This is a genomic window from Aeromonas sp. QDB11, from assembly GCF_027705265.1.
In the GTDB taxonomy this organism is placed as follows: domain Bacteria; phylum Pseudomonadota; class Gammaproteobacteria; order Enterobacterales; family Aeromonadaceae; genus Aeromonas; species Aeromonas allosaccharophila.
The window spans coordinates 24,978-46,136 of record NZ_JAPDBM010000040.1 but is presented as its reverse complement, the minus strand read 5'-3'; the positions used below and the strand labels follow the sequence as shown (position 1 = coordinate 46,136).

Below are 21,159 nucleotides of genomic sequence, written 5' to 3'. Positions count from 1 at the left end.
ATGCTGTGAGTGCCCACACAGATTGCTTGATTCAAATTGTTAAAGAGCGACGCAACAGTTCGTTGCTGCGGGAGTGGCATTCTACTCAACCGCCTTCTCGAGTCAAGCCTTATTTTCAAAGGCTTTTCGAGGTTATCGACTCAGGCTTTGCGTTGCCACTTGCCCTGTCGATGGAGGCGCATTATAGGGAACAGATTCTTTCTGGCAACCCCTCATCGGCAATAAAATTGCAAAAAAGGGCACTTTTTTAGTTATTCATATCCAACCACAGCTTTTATACAAACTTATCCACAGAAACCGGTTCCGGATTGCTAGAATGGCCGAAAACAAGGAGGCCAAGATGGACTTGCGACTGAGACCCTACAAGGGAAAACGCCCGCAATTGGGCAAACGGGTGTATGTAGATCCCTGCGCGACACTGGTGGGCGATATCGCGCTGGCCGACGATGCCAGCATCTGGCCCATGGTGGCAGCACGGGGGGATGTGAACCATATCCGCATCGGCGCCCGCAGCAATATTCAGGATGGCACAGTGCTGCACCTGACTCGCAAGAGTGCTGGCAATCCTGACGGCTATCCGCTGCTGATCGGTGAAGATGTCACGGTCGGTCACAAGGCGATGCTGCACGGCTGCACCATCGGCAACCGGGTGCTGGTCGGCATGGGGGCCATCATTCTGGATGGGGTAGTAGTCGAGGATGACGTGATGGTCGGCGCAGGTTCGCTGGTGCCACCAGGCAAGCGACTCGAATCGGGCTTTCTATATATAGGTAATCCCGTCAAACAGGCTCGCCCGCTCAAACCCGCCGAGATCGCGTTTCTCAAGACCTCGGCCGACAACTATGTCCTGCTCAAGGATGAGTATCTGCAAGAGACCTGATAGGGCAGGCAGAAACAGGAAGCCCGGCATGATGCCGGGCTTCGCTTCTTATATAGCTATATAGCCGTGCAGAACGGCTGACCGAAAATCAGTGGGCCTGATCCCAGTTGTCGCCGGTGCCCGCTTCAACCACCAGTGGCACATTCAATTCAGCCGCGGCCGACATCTTCTCCTTGATGATGGCGGTGTACTCCTCCAGCTTCTCTTCGCGGATCTCGAACACCAGTTCATCGTGTACCTGCATCAGCATACGGATCGACTCATCTTCGATACCGCGGATCCAGCTGTCCACGTTGATCATGGCGCGCTTGATGATATCGGCAGCAGTGCCCTGCATCGGGGCGTTGATGGCGGCCCGCTCGGCAGCCTTGCGCAGACCGGCGTTGCGGGACTTGATGTCCGGCAGATAGAGGCGGCGGCCGAACAGGGTCTCGACATAGCCCTGGGCTTCCGCTTGCTGGCGGGTGCGCTCCATATATTCCAGCACGCCCGGGTAACGTTCGAAGTAGAGGTCCATGTATTTCTGCGCTTCGGCACGACCGATCCCCAGCTGCTTGGCCAGACCAAAGGCACTCATGCCGTAGATAAGGCCGAAGTTGATCGCCTTGGCGCTGCGGCGCATGTCGGTAGTGACCGCATCGAGCGCCACGCCGAATACCTCGGCGGCGGTCGCCTTGTGGATGTCCTTGCCCTCGGCAAAGGCGGTCAGCAACCCCTTGTCACCGGAGAGGTGCGCCATGATGCGCAGCTCGATCTGGGAGTAGTCCGCCGCCACCAACTTGTAACCGGCGCTAGGAATAAAGGCCTGCCGGATCCGGCGCCCCTGCTCGTTGCGTACCGGGATATTCTGCAGGTTGGGATCAGAGGATGACAAACGGCCCGTGGCCGCCACCGCCTGATGATAGGAGGTGTGTACCCGCCCGGTCCGGGGCTTGATCATCAGCGGCAGCTTGTCGGTGTAGGTGGACTTGAGCTTGGCCAGCCCACGATGCTCCATCAACAGGCGCGGCAGCTCGTAGGTCTCCGCCAGCTCGGCCAGCACCTCTTCTGCGGTGGACGGCGCTCCCTTGGGAGTCTTTTTGATGATCGGCAGGCCCAGTTTGGTGAAGAGGATCTCCCCCAGCTGCTTGGGCGAGGAGAGGTTGAATTCCTGCCCGGCCAGCTCGTGGGCCTGCTTCTCCAGCTCCGCCAACCGCACTTCGATCTCCTGACTCTGCTGGTGCAGCAGCTTGGGTTCGATGGTGGTGCCGAGCAACTCCATCCGCGCCAATACCGGCAACAGCGGCAGCTCGATCTCACTGAATACCTTGGCGAGACCCGGCACGGCTTCCAGCTGACCCCACAGGGTCTGGTGCAGACGCAGGGTGATATCGGCATCTTCTGCCGCATAGGGAGCGGCCTGCTCCAGCTCGATCTGGTTGAAGGTGAGCTGTTTCACCCCTTTGCCCGCGATATCTTCAAAGGAGGTGGTCTCGACCCCGAGGTAACGCTTGGCCAGCGAATCCATATCGTGACGACTGGCAGTGGAGTTGAGCACGTAGGATTCGAGCATGGTGTCGTAGGCGATACCTTGCAGGTCGATGTCGTGGTTGAGCAGCACGTTGCGATCGTACTTGAGGTTCTGCCCCACCTTGAGACGGGTCGGATCTTCCAGCAACGGCTTGAGCTTGCCCAGCACCACGGCTTCAGTCAGCTGCACCGGCGCCCCGAGATAGTCATGGCCAAACGGCACATAGGCGGCCTTGCCCGGTTCGACGGCGAAGGAGACGCCGACGATCCGCGCCTCCATATAGTCGAGACTGGTGGTTTCGGTATCGAAGGCAAACAGCGGTGCCGCTTTCAGCTGTTCCAGCCAGCCGTCAAACTCGGCTTCGTCCAGAATGCAGCGGTAGTCGGTTTCGATGGTGGCAGCGGGAGCAGCAGCGCCATCAGCAGCCTCTTCCTGCCCGGCACCCTCTTCACCACCGGACTCCAGCTCCTTGATCAGGTTGCGCAGCTCGTATTCGCGATAGACGGCCAGCAGGGACTCCTTGTCGACCGGCTTGAGCTGCAGTTGCTCCAGACTCTGTTCCAGCTCGACATCGGTCTTGATGGTCGCCAGTCGATAGGAGAGACGAACCTGCTCCTCCTGCTCGCGGAACTTGTCGGCGAACGCCTTGGAGCCACGAAAGCCGAGCGCGGCCACCTTGTCGAGGTTGGCAGCAATCTCGTCGATGCTGCCGATCCCCTGCAGCAGGGCCAGTGCGGTCTTCTCGCCGACACCGGTCATGCCGGGAATGTTGTCGACCTTGTCACCCATCAGGGCCAGATAGTCGATGATGAGCTCGGGTGGCACGCCGAACTTCTCGATCACCCCTTCCCGATCGGTCTTCACATCTTTCATGGTGTCGATCAGGGTGACATGGTCGGAGACCAGCTGTGCCATGTCCTTGTCACCGGTACTGATCAGTACCGGCAACTGTTTCTCGGTCGCCTGGCGGGCGAGCGTGCCGATCACATCGTCGGCCTCGACCCCTTCCACCATCAGGAAGGGGAAGCCCATCGCCTTGATCATCTGATGGATAGGGGCAACCTGGCTGCGCAGATCGTCCGGCATGCTGGCACGGGTCGCCTTGTACTCGGGATAGATGTCGTCGCGGAAGGTCTTGCCCTTGGCATCAAACACCACGGCCACATGACAGTCAGGATATTGCTTGCGCAGACTGCGCATCATGTTGGCCATGACACGGACGGCGCCGCTCGGCAAACCGGTCGATGTGCGCAGATCGGCCTGCTGGGAGGCGAAGAAGGCGCGGTAAAGATAAGAGGAGCCGTCGACCAGAATAAGGGGATTGCTAGGGGCCATGAAATCGTCCTGCCAGAGATAAACAGCCGCTAGGATGCCACAGGGCCCCCCTCACACCAAGGGGCGCAGCAACAGCACAAAGCGCCTGATGAAGGGACTCAAGCTGTGGATAACTCTGTGTTCAAAAATGGGGCGCATCAGAGCGCACAGTGATAAAGCTGTGTATAAAAATATAAAAATCCATTAAAAACAATATATTGAGATCGCAAAAACCGATCGCAAGACAGTTAGGATGATCTCGATCAATGTGGAAAAAGATTTAAGGAAGTAGGTACGGCAGGATCCAAAACGAAACAATCCTAGCACAGCAAGATGACTTGACCAGCGGATGGCGAGCGATAACCATACAAAAGTACAACAATCCATCTTGGCTCACATTTTCAACAACGAGGAGTTTGCCATGAAAAAAGTGGCCGTGATTTTGAGTGGCTGCGGTGTCTTTGACGGAGCTGAAATCCACGAAGCCGTCATCAGCCTGCTGGCGCTGGCCCGCCAGGGAGTCGCCGTCCAGTGCTTCGCCCCGAACGTGGCGCAGCTCCATGTGATCAACCACCTGACCGGTGAAGTGAGCGAGGGAGAGAGCCGCAACGTGCTGGTCGAAGCGGCCCGTATCTGCCGTGGCCAGATCAAGGATGTGGCCGAGCTGGACGCGACCGATTACGATGCGCTGCTGGTGCCCGGCGGCTTTGGCGCGGCCAAGAACCTGTGCGACTTCGCCATCAAGGGGGCCGAGTGCCAGATCCAGCCAGATGTGCTGAAAGCGTGCCAGAGCTTTGCCAAAGCCAACAAACCGGCCGCCTATATCTGCATCGCACCCGTCATGATCCCGCTGATCTATGGCGCCGGGACGCTGGCGACCATCGGCCATGACGAGGGTACCGCCAACGCCATCGAGGCGATGGGGGGCAGCCATCTCAACTGCCCGGTCAACGAGTTTGTGGTGGATCAGGAGCGCAAGGTGATCTCCACCCCCGCCTATATGCTGGCCAGCAACATAGTGGAAGCGGCAGACGGCATCGAGAAGACGGTCAAACAGCTGCTGGCGCTGTAATTCCCTGACCGCCAGAAACAGACGGGCCGCTCATGGAGCGGCCCGTTATCAATTCTGCCTGAAGGCGATGAATTAGATGGTTTCGCCCATCTGATCCATTTTACCCAGCAGGGCACGAAGACGCTCCTGCCATGCAGTGTGCTCGTTGCGCAGCTGATGGTTCTCGTCTTGCAGCTTGCTGTTCTGCTCTTTCAGCTCGTCCAGCTCCATCTTCAGCAGGGAGATGTTGTCGACAGCGGATTGTACTTTGGATTCGAGTTGCTCAAGGACTTCTAGTGACATATGCATACCTGTTTGTTCAATTGCGATGCCCCACAGAGGGCGATTCAAGCGCGTGAAGCCAGCATACCCCGAGCGCATCGGCACAAACAAGCCAGTGCGCTGTAAAATGCGCCTTCCATAGATGTATTGTCTAAATATGCGTCTATTTTTCTCGCATCCTGCGCCAGAGCCGCGACAACACACTGAACCGTGCGTAAAAGACCCCGCCGCCCGCGCATCATTTGCCCCCTCCTGACGGCGCCGCCGTTATCCATGCAAGGCGATATAAGCCCCCAGCAACAGACAGGCGACGACATACATCAGCAGGCCGTAGAGCAGGTTCCAGCGCAGGATCAGCCCGGCACTGAGGTTGTAGCGGGAGGCCAGCGCCAGATTGGATCCGGAGAGCGGACTGGTGCCGGTAGCAAGCCCCCATCCCAGCAGGAAACACATGCCGAGCAGGCTGGGATCCGGCGCCAGCGGCCAGAGCAGCGGCGCCAGCCCGGAGATACTGATGAGCGGATGTACCCCGACGATGGCCACCAGCAGGATCAGCAGCAGAGTGAGGGATGCCTCAAGCCAGCCAAAGTGGTTGAACAGCGGCAGACCGTGACCGGAGCCGAGATCGATGACCGACAACGCACTGTTGATGCCTGCTGCCAGCAAACCGGCCCCCAGAAACAGCACCAGCTGACCGCCGATGGCGGGAAAGCGCTCCACCACCTGCCGCTTGAGGGCCGCCTTGCGCCCGACCCTCGGCATAAAGAGCAGCGCCAGCAGCGGGGCCACCAGCGCGATCACCGCCAGAATGCCGAGCTGGGGCCAGATCTGCTTGATGAGCAGTACCAGCAGCGCCAGCGTGACCGGCAAACCCAGGGTCTGCAGCCGCAGCGGATAACCGGCAAAATCGGCCACTCCGATCCGCTCCACCTGCCAGGCGGTCAGCCCCATCGCCAGCAAGGCGGCGAGGATCCCGAACGGCAGAATATGGGAGAGCTGCAGGCCCGGCGCATAGGTGAGCGCCACCGCCATGGCGACAAAGAAGGGTGACCAGAAGGCGGCGGCACAGAAGATCCGGCTCAGCACCATCACCTGACGCCGCTCCAGGGTGCCGCCCCGCTCCAGCCGATCGCCAATGATGAACAGCACCGAGAGGTTAATGACCGCCCCCAGCAGATTGAGGCTGGCCATGGTGCTCCACAGCCCTTTACGCCCGGTCCAGGAGGTGGTGCCGGTCAAGAGACCCGAGGTCGCGAGGTTGAGGGTGCTCACCGCGGCAAACATGGTGAGCATATTGATGTTGGGCAGCAGCCAGTCACCGGCGCTGAGGGTCGCCCCCCGCCACCAGGAGAAGATCAGCAGCAACAGGGCGGCACCATAAAGAGCCAGCGCCTGCCGCTTGGCGGCCCCCACCAGCCAGGGCCAGGTGAGCAGTGACGCCCCCCAGGCCGCAATGGCCGCGGGCCAGGGGGAGAGTCCCAGATAGAGATGCAGCAGGTTGAGCAGCCACATCCCCAAAATCAGATAACCCGACCAGCGTTTGGCCATCGACGCCTCCGGTCAGGAGATCAGAGACACTGATCCATATCCAGTGAAGGCTTGTCGCACTCCGGACGGCCGACGATCTTGGCAGGTACGCCAGCGACCGTGGTATGAGGTGGCACCGGGTTGATCACCACGCTGCCTGCGCCAATTTTGGCGCCCATGCCCACTTCGATATTGCCGAGCACCTTGGCGCCCGCCCCTATCATCACCCCTTCGCGGATCTTGGGATGGCGATCGCCGCTCTCCTTGCCGGTACCGCCGAGGGTCACGCTCTGCAGGATGGAGACATCATCTTCAATCACCGCCGTCTCGCCCACCACGATGCCGGTGGCGTGGTCAAACATGATCCCCTTGCCGATGCGGGCGGCCGGGTGCACATCCACCCCGAACACCACCGAGATCTGGTTTTGCAGATAGAGCGCCAGCGAGCGGCGCCCCTGACGCCACAGCCAGTTGGCAACCCGATAACCCTGCAGGGCATGGAACCCCTTGAGGTAGAGCAACGGGGTAGAGAAGAGATCGACCGCCGGATCGCGCTCCTGCACGGCGCAGATGTCGGCCGCCACCACTGCCAGCAGCTCGGGCTCGCTACGCAGCGCCAGCTCGATCACTTCGCGCAGGGCGATGGCGGGCATGGTGGCGCTGTCGAGCTTGTTGGCCAGCTGGAAGCTGAGGGCCGATCGCAGATTCTTGTGATTGAGAATGGTGGAGTGGAAGAAGCTGGCCAGCATCGGCTCCTGGGCCGCCATGCACTCCGCTTCTTGCTGAATTTTGTGCCAGGTTTTGGCAACCAGTTCATCCATGTTGCAGCCTACTGTTGTTCTGGGTGAGGGCTCTGTTGTTCTTTTGTCAGCACCGAGATGGGGTCCATGTGGATGATGACATCCATCCGCTCGAATGCCTGGCGTACCGCCAGTTCGGCTTCATCGGCGATCTGATGGGCCTTGACCAGGGGGATCTGATCATCCAGTTCCAGATGCAACTGTACGAATCGGGTCGGCCCGGATTGACGGGTGCGCAGGTCATGTACGCCGTGTACACCTTCTACGGCACAGCAGAGCGCCATTATTCTCGCTTGTTCTTCAGCTGGCAACTGACGATCGAGCAGCGCCTGCACCGACTCGTAGCCGATGTGTCCCGCCCCCCACAACAGGAACAGCCCGATCAGGATGGCAAACAGGCCATCGGCCCAGTACCACCCCTGCCCCGCCAGCACCAGCGCCAGCAAGACACCGGCATTGAGCAGCAGATCGGAACGGTAGTGCAGCATGTCGGCCTTGATGGCGACGCTGTTGGTCTTGCGAATGACAAGGCTCTGGAAGCTGACCAGCAACAGGGTCAGCACGATGGAGCCGCCACTGACCCAGAGACCTGCCTCCAGCCGCTCGATGGGCGCCTGCTTGAGCAGGGAGGAGATACCGTGCATCACCAGCAACAGCGCGGAGCCCGAGATGAAGGCCGACTGAATGAGCCCCGCCAGCGACTCCGCCTTGCCGTGACCGAAACGGTGTTCGTCATCGGCGGGGGCCAGCGCATAGCGAATGGCCAGCAGGTTGATGATGGAGGCACTCACATCCATGAAGGAGTCGGTGAGCGATGCCAGCAGGGTCGACGAGTCGGTCATCAGCCAGGCGATCAGTTTGCCGATGATCAGCAGGGTGGCGGTGGTGACCGCCGCCATGCTGGCAAAGGTGACCCAACGGGAATATTGTTGATGGCTCAAAACCGGCTTTCCTCTGGCGATGAAAAACTTATTATACCCTGACCCCGGCGTCAGTTTGGCGCGAAAATCTGCGGAATAACACCAGATGAACAGAATACTCCTGGTCGACGACGATCTTGAATTGACCCAACTGCTCACCGAAATTCTGACCCTGGAGGGATTTCAGGTCACGGTCGCCGAGGATGGTGAAGAGGGGCTGCAACGATTGGCGGAGCAGAGCTTCGATCTGGTGCTGCTGGATGTGATGATGCCCAAGCTCAACGGCTTTGCCATGCTGACCAAGCTGCGCAAGACCCACGACACCCCGGTGCTGATGCTGACCGCCCGCGGTGACAGCCAGGATCGGGTCAACGGTCTGGAGGCGGGCGCCGACGACTATCTGGCCAAGCCGTTCGATGATCGGGAGCTGCTCGCCCGCGTGCGCGCCATCCTGCGCCGCACCCAGAGCGCCCCGCCCCAGCGCGGCAACTCCTCCGACGAAGTGCACTTCATGGATATCGTATTGCAACCTGGTCTGCAGCAGGCCCGCTGCGGCGAACAGCTGCTGGAGCTGACCGCCACCGAGTTCGGCCTGCTGGAGTGCCTGCTGCGCAATCCCGGCCAGATTGTCAGCAAGAGTCACCTCTCCGAGCAGGTGCTGGGCAAGAAGCTGGAACCCTTCGATCGGGCCATCGACATGCACCTGAGCAACCTGCGCAAGAAGCTGCCGGACCGCACCGATGGCCAGCCCCGCTTCAAAACCGTACGGGGGCGCGGTTACCTGTGGCTAGAGCAAGAATAGAGCGCATCAGCTCCCTCAACGGGATCTCGACCCACATCTTCCTCTGGTTCTGGCTCATGCTGCTGGTGATCCTCGCCGCCGTGATCAGCCTGCCGACCCTGGACCCCCGCAACCAGATCCCGCTGCCGACCCACGAGGTGGCGCGAATGCAGAATAATGTTCAGGCCCTGCTCAACGCCGCCGATCCGGATCAGGATTTCGATCTGGCCAAGGCGATGGACAATATCGCCATGCTGCCGGTGGATAACGTCTATCTGCGCGATGAGCGGGGACAGATCCAGTCCACCACCCATCCGCGCAAGTTCGTGGTGCGCTTCATGGTGGATGCCGACGACCCGGCCAACCCCATGCTGGGCAACGAGGATCGCAAGGCGATCGCCGGCCCCTTCCTGATGGAGCACCACGGCCATCGCTACCACGTCTATTTCGGCCTCAATGCCGAGAACCCCTATCTGTTCCTGTTCATTCAGGTGCTGGATCACCCGATCCGCATTCTGGGCATCTCGATGCTGGTCAGTACCCCGCTCTGCCTGCTGCTCGCCTGGCGGCTGACCCGCCCCATCCTACAACTGCAAAAGTCGGTCTCCCAACTGGCGGCCGGCAATCTGGAGGTGCAGATCCCCAATCTGGGACGGGGCGACGAGATCGGCCAGCTGGCGGATAACGTCAGCCGCATGGTGGAGACGCTCAAGAGCATGATCCAGAAGCAGAAACAGCTGCTCTCCGATATCTCCCACGAGCTGCGCAGTCCCCTCACCCGGATGCAGTTGGCGCAGGCGCTGATCCGCCGCAAGCAGGGTGACAGCGCCGAGCTGGCGCGGATCGAATCGGAGATCGGGCGGCTGGACAAGCTGATCGGTGATCTGCTGGATCTGTCGCGGGTACAACAGCATGTGGAGGCGCCGGTGATGCACCCGCTGGCCGACCTGCTGGAACCCATCCTCGAAGATGCGATGTTCGAAGCGAACCAGAGCGGCAAGCAGCTCAGACTGCCGCCGCTGCCCGCCGAGTCGATCCAGATGTGGCCCGAGCTGCTGGCACGGGCGGTGGAGAACCCCCTGCGCAACGCCCTCAAATATGCCCGCGAGTTCATCAAGGTGGACTGGTATCGGGAGGGGCAGGAGTGGGTGATGACCATTCGGGATGACGGCCCCGGGGTGCCTGACGAGCAGCAGGCGCTGCTGTTCCAGCCCTTCTTCCGGGTCGATGACGCCCGCAACGCCAAAACCGGCGGCACCGGGCTGGGGCTGGCCATCGCCTCGGAGGCGATCCAGCGCCACGGCGGCACCATTGCGGCCAGCAACAATCACCCCACCGGGCTGACCATCACCATCCGCTTGCCCATCGCCTGATCCTTTTCATCCGGACGGGCGCTGGGTATGCTGGCGCCCCTTCTTGGCTTTACATCTCTTTGCAGGAACTCGTCATGCTCGATATCGTCCTCTACCAGCCGGAAATTCCGCCCAACACCGGCAATATCATCCGGCTCTGCGCCAATACCGGTTACCGGCTCCATCTGATCGAGCCGCTGGGATTTGAGTGGGATGACAAGCGGGTAAAGCGGGCGGGACTCGACTATCACGAGTTTGCCGAGGTAAAGCGCTGGCCGAGCTATGAGGCGTTTCTGACCGCCGTGGCACCCAAGCGGGTGTTCGCCTGCACCACCAAGGGGCGCACCGCGCACTCGACAGCCCAGTATGCCCTTGGCGACGCCCTGCTGTTTGGCCCGGAGAGTCGTGGCCTGCCCAGCGAGATCATCGAGAGCCTGCCGTTCGAGCAGCGGCTGCGCATCCCTATGGTGCCCCAGAGCCGCAGCATGAACCTCTCCAACGCGGTATCGGTGTTCGTCTACGAGAGCTGGCGCCAGCTCGGCTACGACGGCGCCATGTAAGCGTCATCGCGGCTCAGTGGCGGGCGTCGAGCAGATGCCCGCTGCGCTCCAGCCGCCAGCAAGTAACCCCCAGCGACAGACCGCGCCCCACCATCAGCGCCGCCATCGCCGCCCATAACGCGGCCACGCCCCACGACTGACAGAGCCACCAGATCGGGAAGAAGCCGCCAAACGCGGCCAGCAACATGCTGTTGCGCATCTCCCGCGCCCGGGTCGCCCCGATAAAGACCCCGTCCAGCAGGAAACACCAGACCGCCAGCAACGGCATGGCGATCAGCCAGGGAAGCTGACGATTTGCCTCCGCCACCACCGCCGGAATGTCGGTGATCTGCCCCACCAGCCAGCTGCCCAGCAGGGCAAACCCAAAGGTAAATGCGGTCGCAATCAGGGCGGCCCAGCCCAGATTGAGCACGATGGCCTCCCGCAGTTTCTGCCGATCCCGCTGACCGATGGCCCGCCCCACCATGGCCTCCACCGCATAGGCAAAACCATCGAGCCCGTAAGAGATGAGCATCAGGAAGTTGAGCAGCACCGCATTGGCAGCCACCGCCACATCCCCCAGCCGTGCCCCTTGCAGAGTCATAAAGGCAAAACAGAGCTGTAAACAGAGGGAGCGCAGGAAGATATCGCGGTTGAGGCCTAGCAGTCGCACCATAGGGGCAAGTTGCCGCCAACGCTGCCAGCCATTGTGCCACACCGTCGGCGCCAGTTGCCGCAGCTGACGGCGTACCAGCCAGATCCCGGCCGCCAGCGCGCAGTAGTCCGCCATGACCGACGCCGCTGCCACACCCCGCACCTGCCAGCCAAGCCCCAGCACAAACAGGGCATCGAGCGCCATATTGACCAGATTGGTAAGAATCAGCATCACCATGGGACTGCGGGCATCCTGCATCCCCAACAGCCAGCCCATGATCACCAGATTGCAGAGCGCCGCCGGGGCACTCCAGATCCGCACCGCTACGTATTGACCAGCATAGAGCTGCACCTCGGGCGAACCGCCACTCAGGGCGATTAGCCTTGGCAGCAGGGGGAAGAGCAACAACAGCAACGCCAGACCGAGGGCAATGGCCAGCCCCAGCGCCCGCAGCAGGGTATCGAGCTGGGCACGACCGTCGGCGGCGCCGTGCGCGCGCCTGCGCCGTCAGCCCGGTGGTCGACATCCGCAAGAAACCGAGCAGCCAGAAGATAAGGTTGATCAGGGTCGCACCGACCGAAACGCCCCCCAGAAACCAGGCCTGACCAAGATGACCGATCACCCAGGTGTCCACCAGCCCCAGCAAGGGGGTGGTGATATTGGAAAAAACCATGGGCAGGGCGAGCGCAAACACTGCGCGGTGGCGAGAGGGATCTCGCCACCAGGGGGCAACAGCTGGGGTCACGCTCAGTGGCCTGTCAGCTTCAGAATGCGGGAGAAGTCAGAGAGCATGGTGGCCATCTGCACCCGTGGCACCTGACCCGGCGCCACTTGTGGGCGGAATACCGCCTGCAGCTTGCCCGTGGGATTGATGAGCACGATGGAGGCGGAGTGATCGATCAGGTAATCCTTCTCCCCCTGATTGGCGATGGAGTAGATCAGCCCCAGATTGCGCACGAACGGGAACAGCTTGTCGTGGGGGGCGGTGGCCGCCTTGAACTCGGGATTGAAGAAGGCGGTATAGGTTTTTAGGCGTGGAATGTCGTCACGCTGGGGATCTGCCGAGATAAACACCACCTGACTGTCGGGCGCCATCTTCTTCAGCTGATCATAAACGGATCGCATATCTGCCAGGGTGGTGGGGCAGATATCGGGGCAGAAGGTGTAACCGACGAACAGGAAGGTCCAATGCCCCTTCAGGTTGGCAGGGGTGAACGGCTTGTTGTCCGCATCGGTAAAGGCGAAATCGTTGATATCCCGCCCCGCTGGATAGTAGTCGGCCTGCTGTGGCTGCTCTGGCTGCGTGGCGCAGAACGCAAGGATCAGACAGGCTGTCAGCAGCAGAAAGAGCAGGGGATAGCGGAGCTTCATCATAACAAGAGACCCTTTCAGTTCGAGGCAGATAGCCAGCAGTGACCGGACAAGAGGGGGCATTGTACCCCAGCGAGTCACCAAGGGGGGTCAACCTTGTGCAACACCCTGTCAGGAGTCGACCATTTGGCACAATTGATCGCCAGTTGCGGCCATAAAAAAACCGGCACTTCGGGTGCCGGTTATGGGTGCATTTGTTTGTATCTTCTGCTCAGGGGCGAGCGTTGCGCCCCTGCTGCAACATCTTGCCGATGGCCCGCACGCCGATGGGAATGACGGGGGCCAGCCAGCCCTCTTCCCCCTGGCGATCGCCGTGACCTCGCTTGAACAGCAGCACCAGACGCACCACCTTCTCTTTCGGGCATCCCAGCCAGAGCGTCCAGTGCGACCCACGATGGTGCAACCAGAGACCGTAGAACCAGGTCATCCGGCTCCCTTTGACAAAACGGGTAATAGACGATTCCGCTGGCGCAGACGCAGCCTCTGAATCCCATGGCGATCTTGATGCCATACCAGTCCTCCTTGACCGACAGGTCATGTTGCTTCGTCGGCCTGAACTGGCGTCAGGCCCGTCACGACTCTCTGCAACCACTACGAGTGGTCCCCTCTGCCCGACCAGGCTCGGGATCTCCCCACTCCCCCTTCATATCCCGTGAAGGTGTACTGCCCGATTCTCGTTATTGCCGCCCCTCCCGTCACGGCGCATTGCGGTTGCCAGAGGGAGGCGCCAAGCCCCATCTCGGCGACAGGGCACTGATCTGAGCATATATCTGAAATGGATGATTGGTAACCGATTGCACGGGACAAAATGCTGCCGCCGATGATCTGTTTGATATGACAGGGAAAGTGCGCCAGAAACAGCACGGCCTCCCGAAGGAGGCCATGTGGCAAACGCAGTTGGCGGGGATAATTACATCCAGTCGGCGTTGCGGATCACCCCGACGGCCAGCCCTTCGATGGTGAGCTGCTGGCAGGAGAGATCCACCTCGATGGGGGCGAGCTCTTCATTTTCCGGCAGCAGCCATACCTGACTGCCCTTGCGCTGGAAGCGCTTGACGGTGACATCCTCATCGAGACGGGCGACCACCACCTGACCGTTGCGCACCTCCTGGGTCTTGTGCACCGCCAGCAGATCGCCATCCAGAATGCCGATGTTCTTCATGCTCATCCCCTGCACCCGCAGCAGAAAATCAGCGCGCGGATGGAACAGGGCGGGATCCACCTGATAGTGGCTCTCGATATGCTCCTGCGCCAGGATGGGTTCACCGGCGGCCACCTTGCCGATGAGCGGCAGGCCACTCTCTTCCAGCACCTCTTCCTCTTCGAGCAACAGGCGAATGCCGCGGGACGTGCCCGGCATGATCTCGATGACCCCTTTTTTGGCCAGGGCCTTCAGATGTTCTTCGGCCGCATTGGCCGACTTGAAACCAAGCTTCTGGGCAATCTCGGCACGAGTCGGCGGCATGCCGGTCTCGCTCATGTTCACCTTGATCAGCTCCAGCACTTCGGCCTGGCGGGGGGTAAGGGGTTTCATAGCATTGGCACCTGTCTTTTTATACAGCACACTGGCAGTATATACAGTGCAGTGGCCAAGGCAAGGCGCAGCTGACATTTGTCGCAACCAACCCCTCATTTACTGCTGTTTTGATCCTGCGCAGCCGACTCATCGTACCTCTCGGCGACAAGGGGCTGCCGATTTGCTATGCTCACGCCGCATTTTTTTGGAGAGCAGACGCACATGTCCCTAGGACAGAAGATTTCCAGAGCCATCTTGCAATGGCCGGTCAGCGGCTTGGTCAATCACAAGAGCCTGCCGGAAAATCCCATTACAGAACTCAATCTGGATCCGGCCAGACCCATCGTCTATGCCCTGAAAACCAGTTCGATCACCGACCTGATGACCCTGCAGCAGTGCTGCGAGGATCTCGGTCTGCCCGGCCCCTTCACGCCGCTGGAACTTAACGGCCAGCTGCTGCCGCGCTATGTCTGTCTGGATCGTCCGCCTCCCCTGTTTGGCAAACGCAGCAAGCCGCTGCCCTTCCTGCAGGAGTTCCACCAGCTGCTGGATCTGCACAAGCAGGATTCCGAGCTGGATATCCAGGTGGTGCCCGTCACCCTGTTCTGGGGCCGCGCGCCGGGCCGGGAAGGGGAAGAAGCCTCCGGCCTTAACATCATCAGCAGTCTGGCGCCAAACCGGCTGAAGAAGGCGCTGATCGTGATCCTCAAGGGTCGCGAGAATCTGGTGCGCTTCTCGCCGCCGCTCTCCCTGCGCCATATGGCCGACAAGCACGGCACCGACGAGGCCATCGCCCACAAGCTGGCGCGAGTGGCCCGTACCCACTTCAGCCGTCAGCAGCTGGCCGCCACCGGCCCGAAACTGCCGAACCGCAACCTGCTGTTCAAACAACTGCTCGACTCCGCGGTGATCCAGCAGGCGATTGAAGAGGAGGCCCAGCGCGAGGGCATCAGCCTCGAGAAGGCGCAAAAACGCGCCCATGGCTACATGGACGAGATCGCCTCCAACTTCTCCTACCGGCTGATCCGCCTCGGCGAGAGCTTCCTCGGCTGGCTGTGGAACAAGCTCTACCGCGGTTTGTCGGTCAATGGCGCCGAGAAGGTACGCCAGCTGGCGCAGGAGGGGCACGAGATCGTCTACGTCCCCTGCCATCGCAGCCACATGGACTACCTGCTGCTCTCCTACGTCATCTACCACCAGGGGATGGTGCCGCCCCATATCGCGGCAGGCATCAATCTCAACTTCTGGCCGGCGGGCCCGATCTTCCGCCACGGTGGCGCCTTCTTCATTCGCCGCACCTTCAAGGGCAACCCGCTCTACAGCACGGTATTTCGTGAATACCTCAACCTGCTGTTTTCCAAGGGTTACTCGGTGGAGTTCTTCACCGAAGGCGGTCGCTCCCGTACCGGCCGTCTGCTGCCACCCAAGACCGGCATGCTGGCGATGACTCTGCAGGCGATGATGCGCGGACTGGATCGTCCGGTCACTCTGGTGCCGGTCTATCTGGGCTACGAGCACGTGATGGAGGTGAACACCTACCACAACGAGCTCAAGGGCAGCCGCAAGGAGAAGGAGAGCTTCCTGCAGGTGCTTGGCATCCTGCGCAAGCTGCGCAACTACGGCCGTGGTTTCGTCAACTTCGGCGAGCCGCTGACCCTCAACAGCTACCTGAGCGAACATATCCCCGACTGGAAGAAACACATCGGGGAAGAGGAGCGTCCGGAGTGGATGGCGGGCACCGTCAACGATCTGGCCGAACTGCTGATGACTCGCATCAACGATGCGGCCGCCGTCAACGGCCTGACCCTGAGCGCGCTGGCGCTGCTGGCCGCCGAGCGCCACGCCCTGACCCGTGACGAGTTGCAGGCCCAGCTCAACACCTATCTGGATCTGCTCAAGGCGGTGCCTTACAGCCCGCAGAGCACCATTCCGGATGAGGATGCTAGGACCCTGCTGGATCAGGCGATGGAGCTCAACAAGTTCGAGGTGAGCGAGGACAAGCTGGGGCAGATCATCAGTCTGGACCGCTATCAGGCGATCCTGCTGACCTACTACCGCAACAACATCCTCCACCTGTTCGCCATCCCCTCTCTGGTGGCGGCCTTAATCGAACGGTGCGAGGGGATCTCCCGCAGCGAGATCATGGCCCGCTGCATCGACATCTATCCGCTGCTCAAAACCGAGCTGTTCCTGCGTTATGAAGAGGACGAGTTGCCGGCGCTGGTCGACAGCCTGCTCGATGCCCTGCAGACCCAGCAGCTGATCGAGACCCGTGATGGCGGCTACTGGGTCAATCCGGCCAACCAGATGCGACTGCTGCTGCTGGCGGAGAGCATTCAGGAGACCCTGCAACGCTACGCCATCGTGCTGACCCGGGTGCTGGCCCAGCCTCATATCGAGGCGGAGCAGCTGGAAGCGGACGGTCTGATGATGGCAGAGCGCCTCGGCACCCTGCACGGCATCAACGCCCCCGAGTTCTTCGACCAGAAGCTGTTCAGCACCCTGATCCACACCTTGCGCAAGGAGGGTTACCTCTCCCCCGAGTGCAAACCGGATCTCGGCCGCTTCCAGGCGCTGGCCGACAACATAGTGCCGCTGTTGAGCAACAAGATCCGCCGTACCATTCAGGCGGGCAACCAGCTCTAATCTGCAACGCAAACAAAGAAGGCCGCATCATGCGGCCTTCTTTTTTATCAGGATTTGTGCGGGATAAGTCACGCCAGCAGGTAGTCGAGCACCAGACCGGCAAACACCAGCGCCCCCACATAGTTGTTGTTGAGAAACGCCTGGAAGCAGGCTTCCCGTTGCCGCTCGCGAATGAGCCGCTGCTGATAGACAAACAGCACCGCCGCCCCCAGCAATCCCCAGTAATACCAGCCCCCCAGCGCCATCAGATGGCCCACCGCCAGCAACAGCAGCAGTGCCGAGAGTTGCAGCGCGCCGATGATCCGCTTGTCGTAGCGGCCAAACAGGATGGCGCTGGATTTGAGGCCGAGCTTGAGGTCGTCATCCCGATCCACCATGGCGTACTGGGTATCGTAAGCCACCGTCCAGAGCAGGTTGGCGAAGAAGAGCAGCCAGGCCACCAGCGGCAGGGCATCCGCCTGCGCCGCATAGGCCATCGGGATCGACCAGGAGAAGGCCATCCCGAGCACCAGCTGGGGGTTGGAGATAAAGCGCTTCATGAAGGGGTAACTCACCGCCAGCAGCAGGCCGACAAACGACAGGCCGATGGTGAGCGGATTCATGGTCAGCACCAGACCAAACGAGATAAGCGCCAACACGAAGAAGAGCGCCAGCACCTCCCACGGTTTGACTCTGCCCGTGGGCAAGGGCCGGTCAGCGGTGCGTTTGACGTGGCCATCGAAGTTGCGATCCGCATAGTCGTTGATCACGCACCCGGCCGAGCGCATCAGAAAGACCCCGACCACAAACACGGTCAGCACCCAGAGATTGGGCAGGCCACCGGCGGCCAGCCAGAGCGCCCAGAGCGTCGGCCATAGCAGCAGCAGAGTGCCTATGGGTTTATCGACGCGGGCCAACTGCATGTAGGCCAGTCCCCGCTCCTTGGTTAACAGATTCACTCCAGCTCCTTGTCACAGACGAGAGAGGGCAGAAACAGCTCGTGCACCAGCAGTGGCCACTGCCCCAGAAACAGACGGGAACGACGCCCCCAGACAGTGGCGGCCGGGCAACGGGGATTGGCGGCGATATCGAAACGGGCCAGCTGCAGGTGATCGCGACGGGCAGGCTCATGGCCAAATACCCGCTCACCCAGCGGCTGCTCGCCCAGCTCGGCGATGCCGCTCCCTTGCAGCGCGCCATCGGCAAACAGGGTCCAGCCCAGCACGGCGGGCCCCTGATCCCCATGCAGGATCACCTCGCGGCAGGTGCCGGCCGGCGAGGCCGAATCCACCAGCCACTGCTCATCGGCAGTGAGGGCGACTGGGTGATTGCCCAGCCACTCCACCGAAAAGTGGCGATTGTGCTGGCGCAAGCGTCTGGTCATGGAACCGGGCTCCAGCAGCCAGGGGCGCAAGCTGGCGGGCAACTCGCAACATTCGGGGGCCAGCCACCCGCTTAACGGCGTGAGGGGAACAGTCAACTCGGACTTCACAGCTTCACCATCCAGAGATTTCCGTGTTCAGGTTAAAATCCGGTTTATTATCCGTAAATCAATAGCGAAATGTAAGAACATCCGTGCTTGACGGCCCCGATGGCAACATCAAAAATGGGTTATCTCTTGCTGATGAGCCATCTATATGAAGATATTCAAAATTCTGCTGGTGTTGTTACTGAGCTGTAGTGTGCTGCATGTACAGGCCTCATCCGAAGAAGAGCCGCCCGCAGAGGGAGAAGAAGCGGCCGCGGCCGCCAAGCCGGGCTTCTCCTACCACGCGCTCGATCCCGACATCATCACCAACTATCTGAGCGATGGCAAAACCCTCGGCTATATCCGGGTCACGGTGGAGCTGATGGCGGAGAACGAGGCCGATCTTAAGCTGCTGGAGCAGCATGACCCGCTGATCCGCGATACCATCATCCGCCTGATGGGCAGCAAGAGCGCCGAGCAGATTAAATCCCTGGTCAGCCGCGAAGAGTTGCGCAAGGAGTGCGAGACCAAGGTCAACGAACTGCTGGTGAAAGAGACCGGCAAGAAAGCGGTGCGCGAGCTCATCTTCACCAAGTTCCTCTACCAGTAATCCCTCCCGAAACAATCGCTTATTGGCATATCGGCCAATAAGCGAGCTTCGCCGGTTTATTCGAAATGAAAATCGATTACAATACAGCCGTCGAGTTGTAGAGGTAGTCGTTATGGGCAGCAAAACCCTGTGTGAATGGCGCCGTCACGAGATCCCCACCGATCTCAAGGCGTTGCGCAAGATAGTCCGCAAACCCAAGTTTGTCTGCGGCAAGTGCGCCCGCAGCGCCAATGACAAGGGTTACCTCTGCCAGCCACTGCGCTTGAAAGAGGAGTAGCCCCTCCCTGTCAGGGCGTTATTGATCGGTCCAACCCTGACGCCCCTGCTCGAACAGCCTGCGCGCCTGGATATCATTCGGGCAAACACCGCGATACTCCTCGCCGGAACGGCCAGCCAGATAGAGATGCTCGGGACGGCAATACCATGCCAACCCCTTCTGGCGCCCCTGCTCCCACAGTTCGGTATCCACCTTTTTGCCGCACTGGCCCTGATGGAACTCGACCCGCTCGGCGGTGAAGCCCAGCTTGCCATCCGCCTCTCCGACCTCGCTCCACACCTTCTCGCAGGGATCATCGTTGGAGACACAGCCACCCAGCAGGGCAGCCAACAATATGATGGTGAGTCGCATAATCATCCTTGAGTGTCATTTGGGCAGTTCATTCTACCCAGCGGCCCGCCCCTGACCAAGGGCCAACACTCAGCCGTGTGAGCGCGGCAAAAAAATCAGGCGGGCTCAAAGCCCGCCTGTTCATTCATGCTGTGGTTCACTGGTCATCGAAAGGGTCATCATCCTGCCAGCTTTCATCTTCCCATTGATCCAGCTCTTCTTCCCAGGATTCCGGATCCCACTCGTCATCAGATGAGTCGTAATCCGGCTTGTGTCCACCCATCTTCACTCTCCTTGGATAGTTCACCCGCACTCCAATTTTATCCGGAATTGTCAGGCTCGCCAGTCAGGGGGCGTTCAAAGTTTAACCATAGTGCGACCGGCGATCTGGCCCAGCGTGATGGCCTCGGCGGCCGCCACTACCTGCTCCAGCCCGATCTCGGTGACTGCCTGTGTGAAGAAGCTGGCGGGCAGATCCCGCGCCAGTCGCTGCCACGCCAGTTGGCGACGTTCAAATGGGCACATCACCGAATCGACACCCTGCAGTCGCACATTGCGCAGGATAAAGGGCATCACGCTGGTCGGCAGATCGAAACCGCCTGCCAGCCCGCAGGCTGCCACGGCGCCGCCATAGTTCATCTGGGCCAGCAACTTGGCCAACACCTGACTGCCAACGGTGTCGATGGCACCGGCCCACAGCTGCTTCTCCAGCGGTTTGGCTGGCACCAGTAGCTCGCTGCGTGGCACGATGCGGCTGGCACCCAGTGCGGTCAGCATGGCGCCCTGCTCTTCGGGACGACCGGTCAGCGCCGCCACCTGATAGCCTAGGGCCGCCAGCAGGGCAACCGAGGTTGAGCCCACACCGCCTGCCGCGCCGGTGACCAGCACCTCGCCGCTTGCCGAGGTAATGCCCGCCTCTTCCAGTGCCAGTACGCAGAGCATGGCGGTGAGACCGGCGGTACCGATGCACATGGCCTTGCGCTCATCCAGCCCGGCGGGCAGCGGTACCAGCCAGTCCCCCTTGACCCGCGCCTGTTCGGCCATGCCGCCCCAGTGACCTTCGCCCACGCCCCAACCGGTCAGCACCACCTTGTCACCGGGCTGATAGCGGCTGTCGGCAGATTCGAGCACGGTACCGGCGAAGTCGATGCCGGGCACCAGCGGCCACTGACGCACTATCTTGCCCTTGCCGGTGATGGCCAGCCCATCCTTGTAGTTGATCGAGCTGTAGGCGACCGCCACCCGCACTTCACCTTCCGGCAACTGGCTCTCGGTCAGTCGGGTCAGGGTTGGAACAGTCTTGCCGTCTTGGTTTTCCAGTAACAGAGCCTTGAACATGGTTGCCTCTTTG

23 protein-coding genes and 1 pseudogene are annotated in these 21,159 nt (G+C 60.8%); 10 read left to right on the top strand and 14 right to left on the bottom strand.

The genetic code is table 11. From position 1 onward, the window contains the following. Both OKC40_RS14280 and OKC40_RS14275 read left to right on the top strand, forming a co-directional pair. Positions 1 to 251: hypothetical protein (locus OKC40_RS14280; protein ID WP_270795656.1), on the top strand; the 251-nt coding region annotated here is incomplete at its 5' end. Between the two features lie 89 nt (positions 252 to 340). Next, entirely contained in the window at positions 341 to 880 is a 540-nt protein-coding gene (locus tag OKC40_RS14275; protein WP_270795654.1) for a gamma carbonic anhydrase family protein, read from the top strand. 88 nt (positions 881 to 968) lie between these two features. Here the strand turns inward: OKC40_RS14275 and polA are convergent, their stop codons facing one another. Next, entirely contained in the window at positions 969 to 3,725 is a 2,757-nt protein-coding gene (gene polA / locus OKC40_RS14270) for a DNA polymerase I (RefSeq protein ID WP_270795652.1), read from the bottom strand. 400 nt (positions 3,726 to 4,125) lie between these two features. On the opposite strand from polA, the gene elbB reads away from it, so the two are divergent. Next, positions 4,126 to 4,776, top strand: a complete 651-nt coding sequence (elbB, locus tag OKC40_RS14265) for an isoprenoid biosynthesis glyoxalase ElbB (protein ID WP_064341410.1) — start codon at positions 4,126 to 4,128, stop codon at positions 4,774 to 4,776. Positions 4,777 to 4,848: 72 nt separating this feature from the next. Here the strand turns inward: elbB and OKC40_RS14260 are convergent, their stop codons facing one another. The 4 genes from OKC40_RS14260 to fieF form a co-directional block, all read right to left on the bottom strand. Next, the gene (locus tag OKC40_RS14260) at positions 4,849 to 5,058 is read right to left on the bottom strand and encodes a cell division protein ZapB (protein WP_005339554.1); all 210 of its coding nucleotides are present in this window, start codon (positions 5,056 to 5,058) and stop codon (positions 4,849 to 4,851) included. Between the two features lie 246 nt (positions 5,059 to 5,304). After that, complete coding sequence (locus OKC40_RS14255) at positions 5,305 to 6,585, bottom strand: hypothetical protein (RefSeq protein ID WP_270795650.1); 1,281 nt, start codon at positions 6,583 to 6,585, stop codon at positions 5,305 to 5,307. Positions 6,586 to 6,605: 20 nt separating this feature from the next. Then, positions 6,606 to 7,385 (bottom strand): serine O-acetyltransferase, encoded by a 780-nt coding sequence (cysE, locus tag OKC40_RS14250; RefSeq protein WP_058053260.1) that lies wholly within the window; start codon positions 7,383 to 7,385, stop codon positions 6,606 to 6,608. Between the two features lie 8 nt (positions 7,386 to 7,393). After that, a complete protein-coding gene (gene fieF / locus OKC40_RS14245) occupies positions 7,394 to 8,305 on the bottom strand; it encodes a cation efflux pump FieF (RefSeq protein WP_042061152.1) in 912 nt (303 codons plus the stop codon). 85 nt (positions 8,306 to 8,390) lie between these two features. On the opposite strand from fieF, the gene OKC40_RS14240 reads away from it, so the two are divergent. The 3 genes from OKC40_RS14240 (at position 8,391) to trmL (ending at position 10,977) form a co-directional block, all read left to right on the top strand. Further along, positions 8,391 to 9,086: a response regulator gene (locus OKC40_RS14240; protein WP_005339549.1), complete on the top strand. Its 696-nt coding sequence runs from the start codon at positions 8,391 to 8,393 to the stop codon at positions 9,084 to 9,086. After that, on the top strand, positions 9,068 to 10,438 hold the full coding sequence (locus tag OKC40_RS14235; RefSeq protein ID WP_082034867.1) for an ATP-binding protein: 1,371 nt from the start codon (positions 9,068 to 9,070) through the stop codon (positions 10,436 to 10,438). The genes OKC40_RS14240 and OKC40_RS14235 overlap by 19 nt, the downstream gene beginning before the upstream one ends. A gap of 74 nt (positions 10,439 to 10,512) precedes the next feature. Next, complete coding sequence (gene trmL / locus OKC40_RS14230) at positions 10,513 to 10,977, top strand: tRNA (uridine(34)/cytosine(34)/5-carboxymethylaminomethyluridine(34)-2'-O)-methyltransferase TrmL (RefSeq protein ID WP_042061156.1); 465 nt, start codon at positions 10,513 to 10,515, stop codon at positions 10,975 to 10,977. Between the two features lie 13 nt (positions 10,978 to 10,990). Here trmL and OKC40_RS14225 read toward each other — a convergent pair. The 3 genes and pseudogenes from OKC40_RS14225 to OKC40_RS14215 form a co-directional block, all read right to left on the bottom strand. After that, positions 10,991 to 12,284: pseudogene (locus OKC40_RS14225) on the bottom strand (MATE family efflux transporter). A gap of 74 nt (positions 12,285 to 12,358) precedes the next feature. Next, positions 12,359 to 12,985: an SCO family protein gene (locus OKC40_RS14220; RefSeq protein ID WP_042061159.1), complete on the bottom strand. Its 627-nt coding sequence runs from the start codon at positions 12,983 to 12,985 to the stop codon at positions 12,359 to 12,361. Positions 12,986 to 13,193: 208 nt separating this feature from the next. Continuing rightward, on the bottom strand, positions 13,194 to 13,409 hold the full coding sequence (locus tag OKC40_RS14215) for a hypothetical protein (RefSeq protein WP_019446524.1): 216 nt from the start codon (positions 13,407 to 13,409) through the stop codon (positions 13,194 to 13,196). Positions 13,410 to 13,486: 77 nt separating this feature from the next. Here OKC40_RS14215 and OKC40_RS14210 point away from each other — a divergent pair, with 77 nt between their 5' ends. Continuing rightward, positions 13,487 to 13,744, top strand: coding sequence for a hypothetical protein (locus tag OKC40_RS14210; RefSeq protein ID WP_182938633.1), 258 nt, complete (start codon positions 13,487 to 13,489; stop codon positions 13,742 to 13,744). Positions 13,745 to 13,892: 148 nt separating this feature from the next. Here the strand turns inward: OKC40_RS14210 and lexA are convergent, their stop codons facing one another. Next, entirely contained in the window at positions 13,893 to 14,516 is a 624-nt protein-coding gene (gene lexA, locus OKC40_RS14205; protein ID WP_033136389.1) for a transcriptional repressor LexA, read from the bottom strand. A 204-nt stretch (positions 14,517 to 14,720) separates the two neighbouring features. Here lexA and plsB point away from each other — a divergent pair, with 204 nt between their 5' ends. Further along, complete coding sequence (plsB, locus tag OKC40_RS14200) at positions 14,721 to 17,144, top strand: glycerol-3-phosphate 1-O-acyltransferase PlsB (protein ID WP_270795646.1); 2,424 nt, start codon at positions 14,721 to 14,723, stop codon at positions 17,142 to 17,144. 68 nt (positions 17,145 to 17,212) lie between these two features. On the opposite strand, the gene ubiA is transcribed toward plsB, so the two are convergent. Next, positions 17,213 to 18,082 (bottom strand): 4-hydroxybenzoate octaprenyltransferase, encoded by an 870-nt coding sequence (gene ubiA, locus OKC40_RS14195; protein WP_270795644.1) that lies wholly within the window; start codon positions 18,080 to 18,082, stop codon positions 17,213 to 17,215. Next, positions 18,079 to 18,615: a chorismate--pyruvate lyase family protein gene (locus tag OKC40_RS14190; RefSeq protein WP_182970146.1), complete on the bottom strand. Its 537-nt coding sequence runs from the start codon at positions 18,613 to 18,615 to the stop codon at positions 18,079 to 18,081. The genes ubiA and OKC40_RS14190 overlap by 4 nt, the downstream gene beginning before the upstream one ends. A 145-nt stretch (positions 18,616 to 18,760) precedes the next feature. On the opposite strand from OKC40_RS14190, the gene OKC40_RS14185 reads away from it, so the two are divergent. Both OKC40_RS14185 and OKC40_RS14180 read left to right on the top strand, forming a co-directional pair. After that, entirely contained in the window at positions 18,761 to 19,201 is a 441-nt protein-coding gene (locus OKC40_RS14185) for a flagellar basal body-associated FliL family protein (RefSeq protein WP_163127949.1), read from the top strand. Positions 19,202 to 19,313: 112 nt separating this feature from the next. After that, a complete protein-coding gene (locus tag OKC40_RS14180) occupies positions 19,314 to 19,478 on the top strand; it encodes a hypothetical protein (RefSeq protein ID WP_098971330.1) in 165 nt (54 codons plus the stop codon). A gap of 18 nt (positions 19,479 to 19,496) precedes the next feature. Here the strand turns inward: OKC40_RS14180 and OKC40_RS14175 are convergent, their stop codons facing one another. The 3 genes from OKC40_RS14175 to acuI all read right to left on the bottom strand — a co-directional run bounded on the left by OKC40_RS14175 (position 19,497) and on the right by acuI (position 21,146). Then, positions 19,497 to 19,829: a DUF2799 domain-containing protein gene (locus tag OKC40_RS14175; RefSeq protein ID WP_042061170.1), complete on the bottom strand. Its 333-nt coding sequence runs from the start codon at positions 19,827 to 19,829 to the stop codon at positions 19,497 to 19,499. A gap of 136 nt (positions 19,830 to 19,965) precedes the next feature. Then, positions 19,966 to 20,091 (bottom strand): hypothetical protein, encoded by a 126-nt coding sequence (locus tag OKC40_RS14170; protein ID WP_265328520.1) that lies wholly within the window; start codon positions 20,089 to 20,091, stop codon positions 19,966 to 19,968. A gap of 74 nt (positions 20,092 to 20,165) precedes the next feature. Further along, a complete protein-coding gene (acuI, locus tag OKC40_RS14165; RefSeq protein WP_270795641.1) occupies positions 20,166 to 21,146 on the bottom strand; it encodes an acrylyl-CoA reductase (NADPH) in 981 nt (326 codons plus the stop codon). Positions 21,147 to 21,159: the final 13 nt, after the last annotated feature.